The sequence below is a fragment of the Actinomycetota bacterium genome, from assembly GCA_040905475.1.
Lineage (GTDB): Bacteria > Actinomycetota > AC-67 > AC-67 > AC-67 > DATFGK01.
In genome coordinates this window covers 1-19,847 of the sequence record JBBDRM010000001.1, presented here as the reverse complement: position 1 = coordinate 19,847, position 19,847 = coordinate 1, and the positions used below count along the sequence as shown (strand labels likewise).

General features: G+C 69.4%; 21 protein-coding genes. 4 read left to right on the top strand and 17 right to left on the bottom strand.

From position 1 onward, the window contains the following. Positions 1-57: 57 nt before the first annotated feature. Complete coding sequence (locus tag WEB06_00105; GenBank protein ID MEX2554019.1) at positions 58-1,023, bottom strand: M28 family metallopeptidase; 966 nt, start codon at positions 1,021-1,023, stop codon at positions 58-60. Positions 1,024-1,137: 114 nt separating this feature from the next. Between WEB06_00105 and WEB06_00100 the strand changes: the two genes are divergently transcribed. Next, positions 1,138-1,875 (top strand): hypothetical protein, encoded by a 738-nt coding sequence (locus tag WEB06_00100; protein MEX2554018.1) that lies wholly within the window; start codon positions 1,138-1,140, stop codon positions 1,873-1,875. Here the strand turns inward: WEB06_00100 and WEB06_00095 are convergent. The 13 genes from WEB06_00095 to WEB06_00035 form a co-directional block, all read right to left on the bottom strand. Next, positions 1,823-2,323: a hypothetical protein gene (locus WEB06_00095; GenBank protein MEX2554017.1), complete on the bottom strand. Its 501-nt coding sequence runs from the start codon at positions 2,321-2,323 to the stop codon at positions 1,823-1,825. The genes WEB06_00100 and WEB06_00095 overlap by 53 nt on opposite strands. Next, complete coding sequence (locus WEB06_00090) at positions 2,320-2,916, bottom strand: hypothetical protein (GenBank protein ID MEX2554016.1); 597 nt, start codon at positions 2,914-2,916, stop codon at positions 2,320-2,322. The genes WEB06_00095 and WEB06_00090 overlap by 4 nt, the downstream gene beginning before the upstream one ends. Then, entirely contained in the window at positions 2,856-4,343 is a 1,488-nt protein-coding gene (trpE, locus tag WEB06_00085) for an anthranilate synthase component I (protein MEX2554015.1), read from the bottom strand. Before trpE ends, WEB06_00090 begins: the two co-directional genes overlap by 61 nt. Before the next feature lie 12 nt (positions 4,344-4,355). Next, complete coding sequence (gene hisI, locus WEB06_00080) at positions 4,356-4,700, bottom strand: phosphoribosyl-AMP cyclohydrolase (protein ID MEX2554014.1); 345 nt, start codon at positions 4,698-4,700, stop codon at positions 4,356-4,358. After that, positions 4,697-5,473: a class I SAM-dependent methyltransferase gene (locus WEB06_00075; GenBank protein ID MEX2554013.1), complete on the bottom strand. Its 777-nt coding sequence runs from the start codon at positions 5,471-5,473 to the stop codon at positions 4,697-4,699. Before WEB06_00075 ends, hisI begins: the two co-directional genes overlap by 4 nt. Further along, positions 5,470-6,225, bottom strand: a complete 756-nt coding sequence (gene hisF / locus WEB06_00070; protein ID MEX2554012.1) for an imidazole glycerol phosphate synthase subunit HisF — start codon at positions 6,223-6,225, stop codon at positions 5,470-5,472. The genes WEB06_00075 and hisF overlap by 4 nt, the downstream gene beginning before the upstream one ends. Beyond that, on the bottom strand, positions 6,226-6,936 hold the full coding sequence (gene hisA, locus WEB06_00065) for a 1-(5-phosphoribosyl)-5-[(5-phosphoribosylamino)methylideneamino]imidazole-4-carboxamide isomerase (GenBank protein MEX2554011.1): 711 nt from the start codon (positions 6,934-6,936) through the stop codon (positions 6,226-6,228). Beyond that, a complete protein-coding gene (gene hisH, locus WEB06_00060) occupies positions 6,933-7,532 on the bottom strand; it encodes an imidazole glycerol phosphate synthase subunit HisH (GenBank protein MEX2554010.1) in 600 nt (199 codons plus the stop codon). The genes hisA and hisH overlap by 4 nt, the downstream gene beginning before the upstream one ends. Positions 7,533-7,632: 100 nt before the next feature. Continuing rightward, a complete protein-coding gene (hisB, locus tag WEB06_00055; protein ID MEX2554009.1) occupies positions 7,633-8,232 on the bottom strand; it encodes an imidazoleglycerol-phosphate dehydratase HisB in 600 nt (199 codons plus the stop codon). Then, positions 8,213-9,295, bottom strand: a complete 1,083-nt coding sequence (hisC, locus tag WEB06_00050) for a histidinol-phosphate transaminase (protein MEX2554008.1) — start codon at positions 9,293-9,295, stop codon at positions 8,213-8,215. The genes hisB and hisC overlap by 20 nt, the downstream gene beginning before the upstream one ends. Next, on the bottom strand, positions 9,292-10,584 hold the full coding sequence (hisD, locus tag WEB06_00045; GenBank protein ID MEX2554007.1) for a histidinol dehydrogenase: 1,293 nt from the start codon (positions 10,582-10,584) through the stop codon (positions 9,292-9,294). The genes hisC and hisD overlap by 4 nt, the downstream gene beginning before the upstream one ends. Before the next feature lie 52 nt (positions 10,585-10,636). Next, the gene (locus tag WEB06_00040; protein MEX2554006.1) at positions 10,637-11,251 is read right to left on the bottom strand and encodes a methylated-DNA--[protein]-cysteine S-methyltransferase; all 615 of its coding nucleotides are present in this window, start codon (positions 11,249-11,251) and stop codon (positions 10,637-10,639) included. Next, positions 11,248-11,712 carry an RNA polymerase sigma factor gene (locus tag WEB06_00035; protein MEX2554005.1) on the bottom strand — a complete coding sequence of 155 codons (465 nt, stop codon included), beginning with the start codon at positions 11,710-11,712 and terminating at the stop codon, positions 11,248-11,250. The genes WEB06_00040 and WEB06_00035 overlap by 4 nt, the downstream gene beginning before the upstream one ends. A 57-nt stretch (positions 11,713-11,769) precedes the next feature. Between WEB06_00035 and WEB06_00030 the strand changes: the two genes are divergently transcribed. Continuing rightward, the gene (locus tag WEB06_00030) at positions 11,770-12,459 is read left to right on the top strand and encodes an LON peptidase substrate-binding domain-containing protein (GenBank protein MEX2554004.1); all 690 of its coding nucleotides are present in this window, start codon (positions 11,770-11,772) and stop codon (positions 12,457-12,459) included. On the opposite strand, the gene WEB06_00025 is transcribed toward WEB06_00030, so the two are convergent. Further along, the gene (locus WEB06_00025; GenBank protein ID MEX2554003.1) at positions 12,456-12,989 is read right to left on the bottom strand and encodes a LuxR C-terminal-related transcriptional regulator; all 534 of its coding nucleotides are present in this window, start codon (positions 12,987-12,989) and stop codon (positions 12,456-12,458) included. The genes WEB06_00030 and WEB06_00025 overlap by 4 nt on opposite strands. 47 nt (positions 12,990-13,036) lie before the next feature. Beyond that, entirely contained in the window at positions 13,037-16,570 is a 3,534-nt protein-coding gene (gene dnaE / locus WEB06_00020; protein ID MEX2554002.1) for a DNA polymerase III subunit alpha, read from the bottom strand. A gap of 177 nt (positions 16,571-16,747) precedes the next feature. Here dnaE and WEB06_00015 point away from each other — a divergent pair, with 177 nt between their 5' ends. Both WEB06_00015 and WEB06_00010 read left to right on the top strand, forming a co-directional pair. After that, on the top strand, positions 16,748-17,752 hold the full coding sequence (locus tag WEB06_00015; protein MEX2554001.1) for a PD-(D/E)XK nuclease family protein: 1,005 nt from the start codon (positions 16,748-16,750) through the stop codon (positions 17,750-17,752). A gap of 54 nt (positions 17,753-17,806) precedes the next feature. Next, positions 17,807-18,988, top strand: a complete 1,182-nt coding sequence (locus tag WEB06_00010; protein MEX2554000.1) for a GNAT family N-acetyltransferase — start codon at positions 17,807-17,809, stop codon at positions 18,986-18,988. Here WEB06_00010 and WEB06_00005 read toward each other — a convergent pair. Continuing rightward, a partial coding sequence (locus WEB06_00005; GenBank protein ID MEX2553999.1) for an RluA family pseudouridine synthase occupies positions 18,985-19,847 on the bottom strand: 863 nt, incomplete at its 5' end. The genes WEB06_00010 and WEB06_00005 overlap by 4 nt on opposite strands.

The following is a 19,847-nucleotide window of genomic DNA, read 5'->3' as shown; positions in this document are numbered from 1 at the left end:
GCGCCCCCCCCCCGATCCCCGGTGACCCGTTCGAGGAACCCGCTCATTCGGGCGAGCCTACAGCCGGATCGTCCGCAGCGTCTCCCATGCGATCCGGCCCATCCGGCTCACGGAGGCGCGCTGCACGACGGACATCGTGTCTTGCGGCGTGTGCAAGGTGCTGTGTTCGCCCGACCAGAGCCACGCCACCACGTAGCCGGCGCGCTCGAACGGCGCGTGGTCCGAGAAATACCCGGTGACGATCCGCTTCTGCGACGGAAGCTTCAGCCGCTTCCCGGTCGCGACCATGGCGTCCACGAAGTCACCCTCGGTCAGCGCCGCGTGGCAGATGTAGGCGATGGGTCCGGCGCCGATCATGTCGAGGACGAGCACGCCTTTCAAGGCTTTGCCCTCTGCCTTGCTCATGTTCGCAAGGAAGTAGCGAGAGCCGAACGTCGCTCCGCCGACGCCCGATCGGCGCCGCTCCTCGCCGCCGAACAACACGAAGATCGTCGGCATGACCGGGGGTGTGATGCTCGCGACCCGCGCGAGCTCGAGCAGCACCGCCGATCCGCTGCCGTTGTCGTTCGCGCCGCGTGTGACGGCGACCGTGTCGAGGTGGCCGCCGACGAGAAGATGCGGCTTCTTGGCGTCGTAGCCCGGCGGCGCGGCGATGACGTTCTGCGTCTCGCCCTCGGGGACCGCGACCCCCTGGCTCACGCCGGCCGGAAGGGGGATCGTCTGTCTCGTCACCGTGTAGCCGAACGACTTGAACTGCTCGGCCGCGTAGTTCGCCGCCTTCCGGAACCCCGCCGAGCCGGCCTCGCGGATCCCGACCGTCTCGACAAGGTGGCGAAGGTGAGCGAAGGCGCGGTCGGTGTCGAAGGCGGCCGGCTTCGGCGTCGGGGTGGGAACCGGCGTGGGCGTCGGGGTCGGCGAGACGCTCGGGGTCGGCTTCGGCGTCGCGGCAGGTGTGCGCGTACACGCCGGCACGACCAGCGCTGCGGCGGCGAGGAAAGCAAGGAGTCGGAGTCGCTTCGGCATCCGTGTTCGATGGTATCGGCAGCCGAGAGGGGTCGCCGTACGTTCCTTCCCCAGCGTCCGAAATGCCCGGCGGCGGATACAGTGACCGCCATCGCGAAGAGACGGATCGTTGGGGTGGCCCTGGCGCTGGCCGCGCTCGCTGCTGCCTCCGCGTACGGCGGCTGGACGGTTGGGCGGTCGGGCATCGACCGCGTCGCGGTGCTCGAGCGGCGCGTCCGTGTCCTGGAGTCGAGCGCGTCCGCGCTCTCCGCCGAGCGCGATCGCATCAAGGCCGACCGCGATCGCCTCGAGATGCGGCTCGCAGCCCTGGATTCCCCCCCAGGTGCGTGCCCGCAGGCAACGATCTCGACGCTCGAAGCCAACCTGCTCGCGCAGTACGTCGTGGAGTATCCGTGCGGGTGGAGCGTGCTCGAGGAGCCCCTCCAGCGCCCCGAGGAGGGGTCGCCGCGAACGGGGCTCATGGTCGATCACCTCTTCTTCAGTGCCTTCCCGATCTCCAAGACGCCGCGTGAGGGTCCGCTCACGGAGATCACGCTCGACGGCTGGTACGACGACGTGAGCGCTGAGGGCGAGGCGCTCCCCCCCTTCGACGCTTGGGCGCAAGAAGCCCGCGGCCGTTTCACGCAGACGACCGAGACGTCTTTCCGCAACCGTTTCGGGATCCCGATCTTGAAGATCGATGGGAGCATGACGGCGTTCGATGAGCCGAAGCCGGCGCTTCTGTATCTCTGGGAACACATCGACGGGGACGGCGCCCGCCGGATCTACGAGGCGTTCACGCTCGATCCGAGCCGGAGCGTCAAGACGGCGATCGAAGCGATGGTTCGATCCTTCCGGGTGCCCGGAGGCTGAGCGCGATCGACGTGATCACCAGGACCGCGGCGCCGCCGATCACGACCCAGACGCCGGGGCCGAGCCGTGCCGGGAACGGAACCACCGCGCTCGGGTCGAGCGGCGCTCCCCCGCTCGAGAAGATCCGCGCGATCACGCGCGCGGCGTTCTCGGGGATCCGCGTCGCGTAGTAAGCCGCGAGCGCCGCTGACCCCAGCCCGCATGCCGCCGCCCCGACGGCGAGATCACGGCCGCGCACGCGCGCGAACGCGACCAGCAGCACCAGCGCCAGCCCACCGAGAAGCACCGTGATCTTCCCCTCGTCCTGCAAGCCGTAGCCGGTCGCCGATCCGATCAGCGGCTGGGGGACGTATAGCCACGGCAGCGCCGAGCCGACCGCGACGGCGAGCGCCCCCATGGCGGACAGGCCGAGCCGGCGGTCCTCGACGAACGCGAGGATGAGGTTCATTCCGCGGCGCCTTTGTCCGGCGGATCGGCCATCCGCAGCTTGGGGACGCGACGGCCCGCGATCGCACCGGCGACCGAAGAGAGGCCCGCCAGCGCCGCGCCGCCGGCGGTGACGCCGGGCCCGGTGTCGCTCTTCACCCGGAAAGCGGGAAGCTCATTCCCGACGTCTTCGCGGATGAGCCGGGACGCTCGGGCGATGGAGTCGGAGCGCGCCACGGAGACGCCGATCCCGATCCCGACCCCGAGCGCGAGGCCGAGCGCGCCGAGCCCGAGACGGCCTTTCGGTCCGGTCACGAGCCAGCCGAGCGGCACCAACGCCAGCAGCAGCCCGAGCCCGAAGAGGTACCCGGCACCGATCTCGGCGCCGTTGAAGGGCACCTCGCCGCCTCCGAGGAAGATCGGAGGCAGGCCGGGCGCGTTCACCGGAGCTCCACTCAGCGACACGTCGACCCACGTCATCCGGGTGCCGGCTGCGACCACCATCCCGCCCACGATCACCCCGGCGCCGGCGAGCGTCAGACGACCGACGGGGGTCAGGAGAGCTCCTCGGCCGCCTTGATCGCCGACAGCAGGGCGCGCGCCTTGTTGCGGCACTCGTCGTCCTCCGCTTCGGGGACGCTGTCGGCCACGATCCCGGCGCCGGCCTGCACGTAGGCGGTGCCGCGGGAGATCAGCGCCGTCCGGAGCGTGATGCACGTGTCGAGGTTGCCGGAGAAATCGAAGTAGCCGACCGCGCCGGCGTAGGGTCCGCGTCGCGAGCTCTCGAGCTCGTCGATGATCTCCATCGCGCGGATCTTCGGGGCGCCGCTCACCGTGCCGGCCGGGAAGGCCCACTTGAACGCGTCGAACGCGGTCCGGTCGGGCTCGATCTCGCCGTGCACCTCGCTCACGATGTGCATCACGTGCGAGTAGCGCTCGACCTGCATCAGCTCCGACACTCGAACCGTGCCCGGCCTGCACACGCGTCCGAGGTCGTTGCGCGCCAGGTCGACGAGCATCACGTGCTCGGCGCGCTCCTTCTCGTCGGCGAGGAGCTCGTCGGCGAGCTTGTCGTCCTCTTCATCTGTCGCGCCGCGCGGGCGCGTGCCGGCGATCGGCCTGATGATCGCCTCGCGACCGATCACCCTGACGTGAGGCTCGGGGGAGGAGCCGACGACGGCCAGGTCGGGGAAGTTCAGGAAGAACATGTACGGACTCGGGTTGATCAGCCGGAGCACGCGGTACACGTCGAAGGGATCCGCCTTGGTGGGCATCTCGAAGCGCTGCGACACGACGCACTGGAAGATGTCGCCCGCGGCGATGTACTCCTTCACCTTCGAGACGTTGGCGATGAAGGTGTCGCGTCCGACGTTGGAGGCCACTTCGCCCACGTCTGCCTCGAGCGTCGGCGAAACCGGCTTGCCCTGCGTCGGCGTGCTCGCGAGGCGGCCGACCAGCCCTTCGGCTCGCTCCACCGCTTCGTCGTACTGCGCGGCCGGGTCCTCACCGATCGCCACGTTCGAGATCACCGTGAGCCGCTGGCGCAGGTGGTCGAAGACGAGCAGACTACCGGTGAACAGCAGCCACAACTCGGGGAGCCGGAGGTCGTCCGTCGTGGTCTGCGGCAGCTTCTCGATGTAGCGCACCGCGTCGTACCCGATGTAGCCGACCGCGCCGCCGTGGAGCGGCGGAAGGCCGGGCAACGCCGGCGCGCGGTAAGCGGCGAGCGCTCGCTCGACGGCGGTGAGCGGGTCGGGCGCGTCCTTCGCCTCGGCCGGCGGTTCCCCCTCGAAGGTCACGGTACCGTCGCGGCTCGTCATCACCAGGAACGGATCGACGCCGATGAACGAGTACCGTCCCCACCGCTCGCCGTGCTCGACCGACTCAAGCAAGAACGAGTTCGGTTGGTTCCCAAGCTTTCGATACGCGCCGACCGGGGTCTCGAGATCGCCGAGCACCTCACGCCACACCGGCACGAGCGTGTGCTCGGACGCGAGGCGCAAGAACTCCTCTCGGGTCGGCGAGTACGTGGCGGCTGCCATACCGGCGGCAGTCTACCGAGGCTCGATAGCGTCGACGCCGAGCACCCGGAAGAAACAGCTCCGCTCCCCCGTGTGACACGCGGGCCCGGCCGCATCGACGAGCACGAGCAGCGTGTCGGCGTCGCAGTCGAAGCGGACCTCGATCACGCGCTGGGTGCTCCCGCTCGTCGCGCCTTTGTGCCATAGCTCCTTGCGAGAGCGGCTCCAGAACCAGGTCTCGCTCGTCTCGAGGGTCTTCGCGAGCGACTCTTCGTTCATCCACGCGACCATCAGCACCTCACCGGTGTTATGCTGCTGCACGATCGCGGGGATGAGGCCGTTGGCATCCCATTTCAGGGCCTTGATGTCCGCGCTCATGGTTTCCTCGCCACCCAGATCATCTCGCGGCAGTCCTCGGTGAGGGGACGCTCGTCGAAGTCACCATATAGGGCCTCCACGTCGAAGCCGGAGCGCGCGAGGAGATGCTCCATCTCGTATCGGTGGACCATCCGCACCGGAAGCACGGTCTCGGTCGTCTCGACGCGCCGCTCACCTTCATACGCCTCGACGCTCGCGCGGATCGTGATCCGCTGTGTGGTGACCTCGTATTCGGGAATCACCCACAGCTCGCAGCGACGGCCCCGTTCGTCGGTGTACTCGCTGTGGAGGTTGCGCCGCCGATCTTGCGCGACGATGAGGCTCGGGTCGGGGACGAACATGTTCAGGATCAGCCGGCCACCTGGGACGAGTGAGCCATGGACCGACTCGAGGCAGGCCAGCTGGTCCTCGACCGTGAGCATGTGAAGGAACGAGCGGTACGGGATCGTCACGAGCGTGACCGGCGGCTCGGCCACGTGATGGCGCATGTCGGCCTCAAGGAACGTGAGCCGATCGGCGACGCCCGCCTCGGCGGCTCGCTTCCGTCCTTCGGCCAGCATGGACGACGAGACGTCGACGCCGATGACGTCCTTTCCCGTCAGGGCGGTCGGGATCGCGATCCGGCCCGTCCCGACGCCGAGCTCGACCATCGGCCCCTCGGACTCACCGGCGCGACGCACGTAGAATTCGACGTCGCCGGTTACGTCCTTCACCCACTCGTCGTAGAAGCCGACGAAGGCGAGATAGCCGTCCGGGTTCGCCTCGTCGTTCATCGTACGGGGATCCCCGCGTCGCGGAGGTGGGTCTTGACGTCGGCGATGCGCATCTCGCCGAAGTGGAAGACGCTGGCGGCGAGCGCGGCGTCGGCCTTGCCGTCGGTGAGCGCGTCCGCGAAGTGCTCGGGCGTGCCGGCGCCGCCGCTCGCGATCACGGGAACGGTCACCGCGTCGGAGATCGTGCGGGTCAGCGCGATGTCGTAGCCGTCCTTGGTCCCGTCGCGGTCCATGCTCGTGAGCAGGACCTCGCCGGCGCCGTGCTCGGCCGTCGTGCGCTTCGCCCACTCCACCGCGTCGAGGCCGGTCGTCGTTCGCCCGCCCTCGACGACGACCTCCCAGCCGCCGTCGCGCCGTCGGGCGTCGATCGCGATCACGATGCACTGCGCCCCGAACTCGTCCGACGCCGCGCGCAGCACGCCCGGGTCGCGGACGGCCGCGGTGTTGAGCGAGACCTTGTCCGCGCCCGCGCGCAGGAGGTTGCGAACGTCGTCGACCGTGCGCACTCCCCCGCCGACGGTGAGCGGGATGAAGACCTGCTCTGCAGTGCGGCGCACGACGTCGATCATCGTGTCGCGCTGCTCGACGGAGGCGGTGATGTCGAGGAAGACCAGCTCGTCGGCGCCCTCACGGTCGTAGACGGCGGCCATCTCGACGGGGTCGCCGGCGTCGCGGATGTCGACGAAGCGCACGCCCTTCACGACGCGCCCGGCGTCGACGTCGAGGCACGGGATGATTCGACGTGCGAGCAATCAGCCCACCGCGTCGAGCGCCTCGGGGAGCGTGAAGCGCCCGGCGTAAAGCGCCTTGCCGACGATGCAGCCCTCGACGCCGAGGCCTGCGATCGCCAACAGGTCGTCGAGCGAAGAGACCCCGCCGCTGGCGACGACAGCGCGCTCGGTCCGGCCGAGCACGTCCCGAAGCAGATCCAGGTTCGGGCCCTCGAGCATGCCGTCGCGAGCGACATCGGTGACGACGAACCGGGTGACGCCGGCCGCGACCAGACGCTCCATGGTCGGCCACAACCTTCCGGCGTCCTCGGTCCACCCGCGTGCCTGAAGCGTCTCGCCTCGGACGTCGAGCCCCACCGCCACGAACCCGCCGTGCCGGTCGATCGCCTGCTCGACGAACGGCGGATCCCGCAACGCCGCGGTACCGATCACGACGCGCGCGGCCCCCGCGGCGTTCGCGGCCTGAAGCGCTTCCTCGTCGCGGATACCGCCCGAGCACTGCACCGGGATCTCGACCGAGCGGATCACCTCCGCGACGAGCTCACGGTTGCGCGGCACGCCTTCGAGGGCGGCGTCCAGATCGACGACGTGCAACCACTCGGCCCCCTCGGCCTCGTATCGTTTCGCGACCGAGACGGGGTCGTCGTCGTAGACGGTCTCGCGCCCGAAGTCGCCCTGCACGAGCCGAACGCACTTGCCGCCGCGGATATCGACGGCCGGGAGGAGGATCACGCCGCGCGAACCTCCCGCAGGAAGTTCTCGAGCAGCGCGAGACCGTGCTCGCCGCTCTTCTCGGGGTGGAACTGGACCGCGTGGACGTTGTCTCGCCACACCGCGCAGCAGAAGTCGACGCCATAGTCGCTCGTCGCCGAAACGTCTTCGGGCGACGCGTCTGGGTAATACGAGTGGCAGAAGTAGAAGCGGGCGCCGGGCTCGATCCCAGCGAACAGCGGCGCCTCGCGCGTGGTCCGGACCTCGTTCCAGCCGATGTGCGGGATCTTGTGGCCGTCCGGGAAGCGAACAACCTTGCCCTCGAACACGCCGAGGCCGGGCCCGCCGCCCTCTTGACTCGATCCGAACAGGATCTGCAGGCCGAGGCAGATCCCGAGGAACGGCCGTCCGTCGCGGATCCATCCGGCAACGTCGTCCTTCTGGGATCCAAGGTTGACGAGACAGGACGCGAAGGCTCCTTGGCCTGGGACAACGAGGGCGTCGGCGTCCGAAGGAACCTCCGGCGTTACCTCGACCGACGCACCCACGCGCTCCAGCGCCTTCGCGACGGATCGCAGGTTGCCCATCCCGAAGTCCAGCACCGCCAGCCGGGTCACCGAGGCGCACCTCGGGCGGGCACCTTGTTGTTTGAGACCGTCAGACGTGTCTGACATGTCTGACGCCTCGGAACGACACCCATGACCTCCGACGGAACCATCAGAGCCGGCCTTTGGTCGAGGGCACACCACGGCGTCCAGTACGTGCGCACGCCTTGCGCAGGGCCTGCGCCAGCGCCTTGAACTCGGCCTCGACGATGTGGTGCGGGTTCTTGCCGGCCAGCATCCGCACGTGGATCGTCGCACCGGCCGCTTGGGCGAACGCCCTGATGAACTCCTCCGCAAGGCGCGTGTCGAACGTGCCGATCAGCTTCGCCTTCGCGTCGACCTCGTGGACGAGATACGGCCGCGCGGACAGGTCGACGGCGACTTGCAGCAACGCCTCGTCGAGCGGCACCAGCGCGTCCCCGAACCGCTCGATCCCGCCTTTCGTCCCGAGCGAGCGGCGCAGCGCATCCCCGATCGCGAGCCCGGTGTCCTCGACGGTGTGGTGCGCGTCCACCTTGAGGTCGCCGAGCGCCTTCACCGAAAGATCGAACCCCGCGTGCTTCCCGAGCTGCTCGAGCATGTGGTCGAAGAACGGGATCCCGGTGTCGGCGGAGGAGACGCCGCGGCCGTCCACGACCAAACGAACCTCGACGTCCACCTCTTTCGTCTTCCGGCGGACCTTCCCCGAACGGCTAGTCTTCCTCGGCGGCATCCGCCAGCACTCCTCTCAACGCCTCGACGAAGGTCGCGTTCTGCTCGCCGGTCCCCACGGTGACGCGGAGGCATCGCGCCAGGCCGTACATCGAAGAGAAATCGCGAACCAGCACGCCGCGACCGACCAGACCCTGCCACAGCGTGGGTCCCTCGAGCGGCGTGCGGACGAGCACGAAGTTGGCCGCGCTCGGGAATACCTCGACCCCGCGGACGCGTTCCAGCTCCTTCCCGAGGCGGTCCCGCTCGACCACGATCTCCTCGACCGCCGACAGCGCGGCTCCGGCGTGGCGCACGGCCACTTCTCCGCACGCTTGCGACAGCGCGGACAGGTGATACGGCAGGCGCGCGACCTGGATCGCCTCGACGAGCCATGGATGCGCGAGCAGATACCCCAGCCGCGCGCCGGCGAGCCTCCACGACTTCGAGAACGACCGCAGGATCGCCAGCCGGTCGTGCCGTCCCAGGATCGCGGTCGCCGACTCGCCCCCGAACTCGCCGTACGCCTCGTCCACCACCACGATCCCGCGGCCCGCGTCAAGAGCGGCCCGAACGACGTCGAGGCTCTGCGCCGTACCCGTCGGGTTGTTCGGCGAGCAGACGAAGGTGATCGCCGGGTCGACCTCTTCCACCGCCCGAGAAACGTCGGTCGGGTCGAGCACCCACGGCTCCTCGACCGGGCGCTCGACGAACACCGTCGCCGTCACGGCGGAGATGTGCGGGTACATCGCATACGTGGGACTGAACGCCAGCGCTCGCCGGCCGGCTCCGCCGAACGCGAGGAGCAGCGTCTGGATGATCTCGTTGGAGCCGTTGGCGACCCAGACGCCGTCCCCCGGCCACGTGAACCGGGCCCCGAGCGCCGACCGCAACGCCCGCGCTTCGCGATCCGGATAGCGGTTCAGCTCCGACCGCGAGATCCGCTCGGCGAGATCCTTCAGGAACCCCTCGGGCGGCGGCCACGGCGACTCGTTGGTGTTCAGCCGCACCGCCGCGTCGACCTGCGGCGCGCGGTACGGAGGCACGTCGCGCAGGTCGTCGCGAACCTCGAACGGACGCGTCACGAGAGCCTCACCTCGACTGCGCGCGCGTGCGCGGTCAATCCCTCGGCCTTCGCGATCGCGAGGAGCGCCGGCGCGACGGCCTCGACTCCGGCCCGGTCGAACTGGATCACGGCGGTCGACTTGATGAAGTCGGCGACGCGCAGCGGCGACGCGAATCGCGCCGTCCCCGCGGTGGGAAGCACGTGATTCGTCCCGGCGACGTAATCGCCGAGCGCGACCGGCGAATACGGCCCCACGAAGACGGCTCCGGCGTTCCGGATCTTCTGCAGCGCGAGCTCCGCGTCGGCGAGGCAGAGCTCGAGGTGCTCGGGCGCGAACGCGTCGGCGACCGCGAGCGCGTGGTCGAGGTCGTCGACGAGCACGGCACGGCCCTGCGCTTTGAGGGCTGCCTCGACGTCTTCGCGACGGTCGGCGCGTCCGAGTTCCGCCTCGAGCGCCTCGTCGACGGCGTTCGCGTAGTCCACATCCCAGGTGATCAGCAGCGGCGTCGCCAGCGGGTCGTGCTCGGCTTGGGCGAGGAGATCGGCGGCGACGAACGACGCCGGGGCCGACGCGTCGGCGACGATCGCGACCTCGGTCGGGCCTGCGAAGGAGTCGACGCCCACATCGAGCGCGACCTCGTGCTTGGCGAGGGCGACCCAGATCGAGCCGGGCCCGACGATCTTGTCGACGCGGCCGATCGTCTCGGTTCCGTAGGCCATCGCGGCGATCGCCTGCGCGCCGCCGCACTCGTGGACCTCGGAAGCCCCGGCGATCTCGAGCGCAGCGAGCGTCGCCGGGTTGATGCCGCTGCCGTCGGGCGCGCCCGGGACGCAGGCGACGACCTGCTCGACGCCGGCCAGGATCGCCGGCAGAACGGTCATGAGCGCGGTCGAGGGATACGCGGCACGGCCGCCCGGCACGTAGCACCCAACCCTGCGGAGCGGCCGCGTCTCCTCCCCGACGCGCATCGAGTCGGGGCCGATCCGCCACCACGCGGCCCGCTCCTCCGCGAGCTGCGCTTCGTGGTAGGCGCGGATCCGGTCGGCGGCGGCGCGGAGCGCGTCGAGCAGAGCCGCTTCGCATCGAGCGGCGGCCGCGGAGACGTCGGCGGCCGGGATGCGCCGCGGCTCCGCGCGGGACCCCCCGAACCGCTTCGACGCCTCGCGCACCGCTTCGTCTCCGCGGGTGCGCACATCGGCGACCAGCGTCCTGACGGATGCCCGTGCGGCGTCCCGGTCAACGACGGCACGCGGCAGCCGCTCGAGCGGATCGCCCGTGTATCCGCGCAGGTCAACGAGGGTCAGCACGGTCCGCCGATTCTAGCCGAGCAGGCCCCGGAGCCCCCCTCGATAAACCGCGCTAGGCCAGCCGGACGCCTTCCATCTTGAGCAGGGCTTCCTTCATGGCGAGCCCGCCCCCGTAGCCGCCGAGGTTCCCACCCGTCCGGAGCACGCGGTGGCACGGAACCACGATGGGGATCGGATTCGTAGCGAGCGCGGAGCCGGCGGCGCGCGAGGCCCGCCCGTTCCCGGCCTGCTCGGCCATCTCGCGATAGCTCGACACGCCCCCGTACGGGATCCGAGCCGTGGCCCGCAGGACCTTGCGTCTGAACCCGGTCGTCAGCGACCAGTCCAGCGGGAGTTCGAACACCCGGCGCTTCCCATCGAAGTATTCGTCGAGCTCGCGTCGCACCGCATCGACGGCGATCGGCGCCTCGAGCACGCGCGGCGAAAGGCGTTCGGTGAGCTCCTCGAGCACGTCGTCGGGCGCCTCCGGCTGGAACGCGACTCGCACGAGTCCGCGGGGTGTGACGGCGACCAGCATCCGCCCGAACGGCGTCTCCGCGTAGCCGTAGCCGACGTCGAGCAGACCGGCGTCGTGCGCTCGCGTCGCCATCCCCGCCGCCGCGCGTCCGGCGCGCTGCTTCACGGCCACGCCGCCCGAGCGCGCGAGCGCTCGCTCCAGATCCTTCATCGGCCCCACTCCTTCCGCAAAGCTCGAAGCCCGTCCGCCACGTTGCGCCGGGCCGCTTCCTCCGTGCCGCCTGCCGCCCGGGCGACCTCCCGGTAGGGAAGGTCGGCCGCGAAGCGCAGCAGAACCGCCGCGCGTTGTTTGGTGGGGAGCTTCCGAACAGCCTCCCACACGCCGTCGTCGGGGTCAGGAGTCTCTCGTCCCGGATGGTCCGGGACGGCGGCCACAGGGACCGCCCTTCGCGACCGCATCCGGTGATGGTCAAGAACCTTCCGATGGGCGATCGTCAGGATCCACCCTCGCAGGTTCCCCGCCTCTCGGAGACTCGGATACCCGCGGAGCGCGGCCAGGAACGTCTCCTGGAAGCAGTCGTCCGCATCCTGCGATCCGACAGCCGACAGCAGGAACCGGTAGACCTCGTCGCGGTGCGCGTCGAGGAATCGCTGGAACGGCGGCAGCCTCACGGACATAGAACGTTAGAGGAAGCGGAAACGTGAGGTGAGCCTACAATCTGGGTGTCGGTGGAGATCCCTCTGTTCCCACTCAACACGGTGCTGCTGCCCGGCGCAGCGCTCCCCTTGCGCGTCTTCGAGCCGCGCTACCGAACGATGATGTCCGACCTCCTCGGAGACGCCGTCCCCGGTTCGCAAGGCGGACGGCCGGTTCGCACCGGCGACGAGGCGGCGGCGTTCGGCGTCGCGAGGATCCGGGAAGGATCCGAGGTCGGCGGCCGCGCGGAAACCCACGACGTCGGCGTGATCGCCGCGGTCGAATGGGTGCGTATGGATGCCGACCGGACCCTCGAGCTGCTCGCTCGCGGCACGCGCCGCTTCCGGATCGAGCGGCGGCTGGACGACGATCCGTATCCGCGCGCGGTCGTCGCGCTGCTCGACGAGCCCGTCGGCGCGAGCTCGGAGAAGGCACTCGGTTTCGCGCGCTCGGCGATGGCTCGATACGTGCGGGCGGTCGCGCGGCTGCTCCGCTCCGAGCCGGAAGACGCGACGCTCCCCGACGACCCCGTCGCGGCGAGTTACGCGCTCGCGGCGGCGCTGTCGATCGAACCGAACGTCGTGCAAGCGCTTCTGGAAGCCTCGACGGCGACCGAGCGGCTCGTGCGAGCCGCCACGATCGCGAGGGCCGAGGCGAATCTCTTGACGGTGGTGGGCCCTCCGGTGCGGAGGCCGACGATCGAGTCGACGTCCTTGAACTAGCGGGAGGCTGCGTCCCCGCGCGCGCGGATGTCGGCGCGGATCCGCTCGAACGTGCTCCGAAGCTCCTTCGCGACGATCTGGAGCTCCCGGACCTCGCGACGCGCTTCGTCGGCGTCCTCGGACGCGACCCGCTGCACGGTCTGCTCGAGGAGCGCCGCACGCAACTCGGCGTTGTCGGCCACCTCGAGCAGCTCCTCCAACGTGAGCCGCAACAGCAGCCGGACACGCCGCTCGAGCACCGATGGGTCGGTCACCGCCTGCTGGATCCCGGCTTCGGTGGTCGGACGCATCGAGGCCGGGATCGCGTCGAGGTTCTCGCGGAGGTGGCGTTCGAGTCGCTTGCCGCGCGGGACGCCGAGCTTGCGCCGGATCGCCTGTTTGTGGCTCTTGAGGGTGCCCTCTGCGATGCCGAGCGCCTTGCAGGCCTCGTCGGAGGCGACGCCCTCGATCGAGAGCGCGACGACGCGCCACTCGCGCGGCGTCAGTCGCTTCGCGCGCTCGTTGAAGTCCTCGGACCTTCCCTCGACCACGGCGCGAGGCTAGCACTTCACAGGGGCACTCGGGCGGAGCCCGGCACTCAAGCCAAGGAGCCGGTTCCGAGCAAGGTCTTCAGCTCGGCGTAGAGGCCGTTGCGGCGCTCGATCCGGATCTCATCCGGGAGCCGCAACACCTTCGTCTTCGTCCCCGACATGAGTCGCAGGTGAACCGGCGTGAGGCCCGGGTGCGAGTGCAAGATCACCTTGAGCTCCTCGACGAGCTTCGGCGTGCACGCTTCCGCGGCCACCGTCAGCACGAGCGGATCGCCGCCGGCCGCGAGGTTCGGCCGCCACACCTCCAGCGCGACGACCTTCGGCTCGTCCTCGCGCAGATCGATCTTCCCTTTGACGCAGATGATCGAGTCGCGTTCGAGGAGCGGACCGAACTTCTGGAACGCGGCGGGGAACACGACGACCTCGACGGCTCCGGCGAGATCCTCGAGCGTGATGATCCCCATCGCTTCGCCCTTCTTCGTGAATTTCTTGGCGAAGCGGCTGATGATGCCGCCGATCGACCGAACGGAGCCCTCCGGCGCCATCGCGATGTCGGCGATCTGGGTGTCGGTCGAGGCGCGGAGAGCCTTCTCGACCTCGAGGAGCGGATGCTCCGAGACGTACAGCCCGAGCATCTCCTTCTCCGCGGCGAGCAGCGCCGCCCGCGGGATGTCGGCGCCGCTCGGGGCCGGGTCGACGAGCGTGTGATGCGTCTCCGCGCTGAACAGGCTCGACTGCCCGGCATCCTCGTTCCGCCGGTAGGTCGCCGCGGCGTCGAGCATCGTCGCCGCGGCGTCCGAGAGAACCAGCTTCTGCTCGCCGGTGCGCGTATCGGTCCCCCAGGTCAGGAAGTCGCCGCGGCTCAGACCGAGGGAGTCGAACGCGCCGGCTTTGACGAACGACTCGACGACGCGCTTGTTGAGGGCGGTCGGATCGACACGGTGGCAGAAGTCGGCGAAGGAGCCGAAGGGTCCCTTCTTCTCGCGTTCGCGGATGATCTCCGCGACGACGTTCTCACCGACGTTGCGGATCGCGGAGAGCCCGATGCGGATCTCGCCCGGCTTCCCCTCAACCGGTGGGAGCGGCGTGTAGTCCGAGGCCGAGAGGTTCACGTCGGGCGGATCGACCGTGATGCCCATCGTCCGGCACTCCGCGAGGTAGAGCGCGGTCCGGTCCTGCTTGTCCTTCACGCTCGTGAGGAGCGCAGCCAGGTAGTCGACCGGATACGTGGACTTGAGGTACGCGGTTTGGAACGCGATGTAGGCGTACCCGCAGCTGTGCGACTTGTTGAACCCGTAGCCGGAGAAGTGGTCGATCATTTCCCACAGCTTGTTGGCCAGGTCCTTCGTGTAGCCCTTGGCCACGCAGCCGGTCAGGAACTTCTCGCGCTGCGCGCGCATCACGTCGCCGATCTTCTTGCCGATCGCTTTGCGCAACGTGTCGGCTTCGGCCATGGAGAACCCGGCCATGTCCACGGCGATCCGGAGCGCCTGCTCCTGATACAGGATGATCCCGAACGTCTCCTCGAGGATCGGCTTGAGGTCGGCGTGCAGGTACTCGACGGTGCGCTGGCCGTGCTTGCGGGCCGCGTACTCCAGGTGCATCCGCTCGCCGAGCGGACCCGGCCGGTACAGCGCGACGAGAGCCATCACGTCCTCGAACCGGTCCGGCCGAAGCTTCTTGACGAGCTCGCGCATCCCCGGCGACTCCAATTGGAAGATCGCGATCGTGTCGCCCCGGGTGAGCATCTCGTAGGTCGGCGCGTGATCGAGCGGAACCGCGTCGATGTCGACGTCGATCCCGCGTGTCCGCTTGACGTTCCGCACGGCGTCCTCGAGCACGGTCAACGTGCGCAAGCCGAGGAAGTCCATCTTGAGCAGACCCAGGTTCTCTACGGCGTGCATCTCGTACTGGGTGACGATCCCGCCGGCGCCGTCCTGCGCGCGCTGCAACGGTGTGTAGTTCACGAGCGGCTCGTCGCCGATCACGACGCCGGCCGCGTGGACGCTCACCTGCCGGCGCAACCCTTCGAGCTCGCGCGCGATGTCGAGCACCTTGCGCGAGATCTCGTCCTCGTCGTTGGCCTTCCGCAGATCCGACGCCTGCGAGAACGCCTCGTTCGTGCCGGGATCCGGCCAGTCGACGGTTCGGTCGAAGCACGCAGCGAGCGGCGCGTCCTTGCCGAGGATCGGCGGCGGGTACATCTTCGCAAGCCGGTCCCCGATCCCGTACGGGAGGTCGAGCACCCGCGCGGCGTCGCGGATCGCTTGCTTGCCCTTGATGGTGCCGAACGTCACGATCTGCGCGACGTGATCCTCTCCGTACCGCTCGGTCGCGTACCGGATCATCTCGCCGCGGCCGCGCTCGTCGAAGTCCATGTCGATGTCGGGCATCTGCCGGCGGTCGGGGTTGAGGAACCGCTCGAAGATCAGCCCGTAGCGGATCGGATCGAGGTCGGTGATCCCGAGGCAGTAGGAGACGACGCTCCCCGCCGCGCTTCCGCGGCCGGGGCCGACGCGGATCCCGCGCGAACGCGCGAACTGGATCAGGTCGGCGACGATCAAGAAGTAGCCGGCGAACCCCATCCGGAGGATGATCCCGAGCTCGTGCTCGATCCGGTCGCGCGCTTCCGGCGACAGCGGGTCGCCGTATCGCCTGGTCGCTCCTTCCGCGACGAGCCTGCGCAGATACTGCTCCTGTGACTCCTCGGTCGGCGGCACGAACGGCGGGAGGTGAAGGGTCCCGAACTCGATCGAAAGGTCGCAGCGCTCCGCGATCGCGAGCGTGTTGTCGCACGCGTCGGGACGCTCCGCGAACAGGGTCCGCATCTCCTCGGCCGTCTTCAGATAGAACTCCTCGGCATCGAACTTGAACCGGCCGGGGTCGCTGATCTTTGCGTTGGTCTGGATGCAGAGCAGCGCGTCGTGGGCACCGGCGTCGGTCCGCTCGGTGTAATGGAGGTCGTTGGTCGCAACGAGCGGCGCGCCCAAGCGCCCGGAAAGGTCGACGAGCTGCGGTAGGACCATCCGCTGCTCTTCGAGGCCGTGATCCTGCAGCTCGATGAAGTAGTTCTCGGGACCGAAGATGTCGCGGTAGGCGCCGGCGACCCGCTCCGCCTCGGCCATGTTGCCGATCTTGAGCGCCGAGCACACCTCGCCGGCGAGGCAGCCGGAGAACCCGATAAGCCCCTCGGCGTGCTCGGCCAGCGCTTCCTTGTCGACACGGGGCCGGTAGTAGTAGCCCTCGAGCCAGCCGGTCGTGACCAGGCGCATGAGGTTGCGGTAGCCCTGGTTCGAGGTCGCGATGACCGTGAGGTGATGGTTGAAGTCTTTCTCTCGGGAGGACTTCTCGAACCGGCTCCGGGTGGCCACGTAAAGCTCGGCGCCGATGATCGGCTTCACGCCGGCCTTCTGACCCGCCTCGAAGTAGTCGATGGCGCCGTACATGACGCCGTGATCAGTGACGGCGATCGCCGGCATGCCGAGACGCGACGCCTTTTCGAAGAGCGCCGGGATCCGGGCGGCGCCGTCCAGGATCGAATACTCGGTGTGGTTGTGCAGGTGGACGAAACCGCTGCCCAAGGGTGACCGCTCCCAGGGAAGGAAGAATCACACGGATGTCATTCGGCCCCCCTTTATAACCCCGGGGGCCCGCCCACTTCAAGGAAGTGAAAACGTGCAGGCCAAGCCGTTCGACCCGTTCGCCTCGAAAGAATCACAGCCTTGTAAGTCGTCTCTGCCGGAACCTATACTCGTCTCATGGAAGAGCTTTCGCTGGCCCTCTCCCCCGAGCCCGTCGTCGAAGAGACCCCGATCCGGCTCTCCTACTCCTCCATGTCCACGTACGAGCTCTGCCCGCTGCAATACAAGCTCCGTTACCTCGATGGGCGGCCGGGCAGGCGCACGCCGGCCCTGGCGTTCGGCGAGAGCCTCCACGAGGCACTGCGCCGGTTCCACGCCCAGCCGGTTCCGGTCCCGCCGACCGTCGCGCAGCTGATGGGCTTCCTCGACGACGCCTGGGAACGCTCCGCGTACCCCTCCCGGGACGACGAGCGCGCCTACCGCGATCATGCCCGCGAGGTCCTCACCGCCTATCACCGGGATAACGCCCCGGCGTTCCGCGTCCCGGTGGCCCTAGAGCAGCGGTTCCAGATCGACGTCGACGGCGTCACGGTGTCCGGGGTCATCGACCGGATGGACCGCCACCCCGACGGCTCCTACGAGATAATCGATTACAAGACCAACCGACGGCTGCCGCCGCGCAAGTACATCGAGCGCGACCTCCAGCTCTCGATCTACTACCTCGCGGCGTGGGAGGTATGGGGCATCCTTCCCGACCGGCTCACGCTGTACTTCCTGCTCCCAGGCCAGCCGATGACGGTGACGCGGAAGCCGGAGGACCTCGACGCGACGCGGTCCCGGATCGCCGAAGTGGCGGAGGGGATCAAAGCCGGCCGGTTCATGCCACAAGAGAATCGTCTGTGCGACTGGTGCGACTATCAGGCACAGTGCCCCCTGTTCGCCCACCGCTTCGAACGCGAGGAGACGCCGGTCGACATCGGCGGCGCGGTGGACGAGTGGATCGCAGCGAAACGCCGCCTGCGCGCGGACTCTCAGCGCCTCGAGGAGCTGGCGGTCGTCATCCACGACTACTGCGAGCGCACCGGCCTCGAACGTCTTTTCGGCCAGGACGCCGCCGTGACGCGCATCACCCGGGACGACGGCGCCTACGACCTCCACCTGCGCGAGCAGCGCCGCCGCTAAACCGGCGACTGGGCTCGCGACCTGCTGGTAAGGTCGTCGCCCGGGAGGCAACCGATGAGCGAACGACCGATAACCGTGCGCGCCATGCGCGAGGAAGAGCGCGACCTCGTCAAGGCGCTTCATCGCCGTTCGTTCAACATCCCCCGAGAGCTCCACGGCAGGCTGCCGCAGCCCCCCGCGGAGACCGTGCGCGTCGCCGAACGGGACGGTGCCGTCGTCGGCGCGTTGCGCTATCACGCCATCGCGCATTTCTTCGGCGGCCGTCCCGTCCCGTCGGCCGGGATCAGTGGCGTGGTCGTCGAACCGGAAGCCCGAGGCGACCGCACCGCGGAGCGATTGGTGGTCGCCACCCTGGCGGAGCTCCGACCGAAGGGCTTCCCGATCTCGATGCTGTACCCGGCGACCGTCCCCGTTTACCGGCGGTGCGGCTACGAGTACGCGGCTTTCCGCGTCGAGTTCAAGACACCGCTCCGTCTGCTCCCCCGAGGGTCCACGCTCGAGGCCGAGCCGTGGACCGATGCGGATCTCGACGAGATCGCCGCGTGCTATCGCTCGTGGGCGTCGGGTCGCATCGGTGTCATCGACCGACCGAAGGAGTGGTGGACGAGGATCCTCACGAACGTGGAGGAGGGCGAGGTCTTCCGGGTTTGCGTCCGAGAAGGCGGTCGGATCACCGGCTACCTCGCCTACACCCAAGAGAAGCGCAAGGACAGCGACTGGGAATTCGACCTCGACTGTCGCGATCTCGTCTGGACCACTCCCGGGTCCGCGGCCGCGCTGCTCACGTTCGCCGGGCGGCACCGCTCGAACGCGCGCGACCTCATCTGGGTGGGACCGCCGAACGAGCCGCTGGCGAACCTGCTCCCAGAGCAGGACGCGAACCACGAAGGATGGTTCCGGCCGATGCTTCGGCTGGTGGACGTGCCCGGCGCGTTCGAGGCCCGCGGCTACCCACGCTCGCTTCAAGCCGCCGTCGAGCTCCGCGTCGATGATCCCCAGCTCGGTGAGAACACCGGCGGTTGGCGCGTCGAGGTCTCGGAGGGCTCCGCGAAGGTGACCACCGCCTCGTCGCCCGGCTCGTCGGTCGACGTCGCGACGCTCGCGGCGATCTGGTCGGGCATGCTGTCCGCGGCCGACGCACGGCGACTGGGGCGGCTCGACGCGTCCGACGGCGACGTCGAGGTGCTCGAGGAGATGTTCGCCGGGCCGCTCCCCTGGGTGAACGACTGGTTCTAGCCCCGCGCCCGCTCGAGCGCCTCGAGAAGATCGGCGGGCAACGGCTCCTCGAGCGCGACCTGCTCGCCGGTCATCGGATGACGGAACGAAAGGCCGGACGCGTGGAGGAAGGGCCGTTCCAGCCCCAGCCGCGCGGCGAGCTTGCGGTTCCGGCCGTATACGCGGTCCCCGACGACGGGGTAGCCGGCGCCGGCGAGGTGGACGCGTATCTGGTGCGTCCGTCCCGTCTTGGGCCGCGCTTCGACCAGGGCCGTCTCCGGGAACGCCTCGAGGCGGCGCAGCTCGGTCACCGCATCCCGGCCGCCGGCCACCACCGCCATCTTCTTGCGATGACGGGGCGAGCGACCGATCGGCGCGTCGATCGTGGCGGCCGGCGGCGGTGAGCCCTCGACGAGCGTCGTGTAGATCCGCGAAACCTCGCGGTCGGCGAGCATCCGCTGCAGGCGCTCGAGCGCCGTCTGGTCGAGCGCGACGATCATCAGCCCGCTCGTCCCCGCGTCGAGGCGGTGCACGATGCCGGGCCGGTCGCGCGCGCCGGGAAGCGGCCGGCCGGTGCGGGCGAGCAGGGCGTTGACCAGCGTCCCGCTCGGGTGTCCTGGGGCGGGATGCACGACCAGCCCCGCCGGCTTGGCGACGACGAGCAGCCACTCGTCCTCGTAAACGACCGGGACGGCGATCTCCTCGGGGGACGGCGGCCGCGCCGCCGGCTCGTCGGATAGCTCGATCTCGATGCGATCGCCGACGGCGAGGCGCAACGACCGCACCCCGGGCTCGCCGTTGACGCGAACCCGTTCGTCGTCGATCAGCCGCGCAGCCTGCGAGCGTGAGACGCCGGCGACGGCCGCGACGGCGACGTCGA

What these genes read in the sequence shown, in the direction of transcription:
- WEB06_00105 (MEX2554019.1), bottom strand. Translation starts at nt 1,023, where the DNA reads ATGCCGAAGCGACTCCGACTCCTTGCTTTCCTCGCCGCCGCAGCGCTG.
- WEB06_00095 (MEX2554017.1), bottom strand. Translation starts at nt 2,323, where the DNA reads ATGAACCTCATCCTCGCGTTCGTCGAGGACCGCCGGCTCGGCCTGTCC.
- trpE (MEX2554015.1), bottom strand. Translation starts at nt 4,343, where the DNA reads ATGGCAGCCGCCACGTACTCGCCGACCCGAGAGGAGTTCTTGCGCCTC.
- hisI (MEX2554014.1), bottom strand. Translation starts at nt 4,700, where the DNA reads ATGAGCGCGGACATCAAGGCCCTGAAATGGGATGCCAACGGCCTCATC.
- WEB06_00075 (MEX2554013.1), bottom strand. Translation starts at nt 5,473, where the DNA reads ATGAACGACGAGGCGAACCCGGACGGCTATCTCGCCTTCGTCGGCTTC.
- hisB (MEX2554009.1), bottom strand. Translation starts at nt 8,232, where the DNA reads ATGCCGCCGAGGAAGACTAGCCGTTCGGGGAAGGTCCGCCGGAAGACG.
- WEB06_00040 (MEX2554006.1), bottom strand. Translation starts at nt 11,251, where the DNA reads ATGAAGGATCTGGAGCGAGCGCTCGCGCGCTCGGGCGGCGTGGCCGTG.
- WEB06_00015 (MEX2554001.1), top strand. Translation starts at nt 16,748, where the DNA reads ATGGAAGAGCTTTCGCTGGCCCTCTCCCCCGAGCCCGTCGTCGAAGAG.
- WEB06_00010 (MEX2554000.1), top strand. Translation starts at nt 17,807, where the DNA reads ATGAGCGAACGACCGATAACCGTGCGCGCCATGCGCGAGGAAGAGCGC.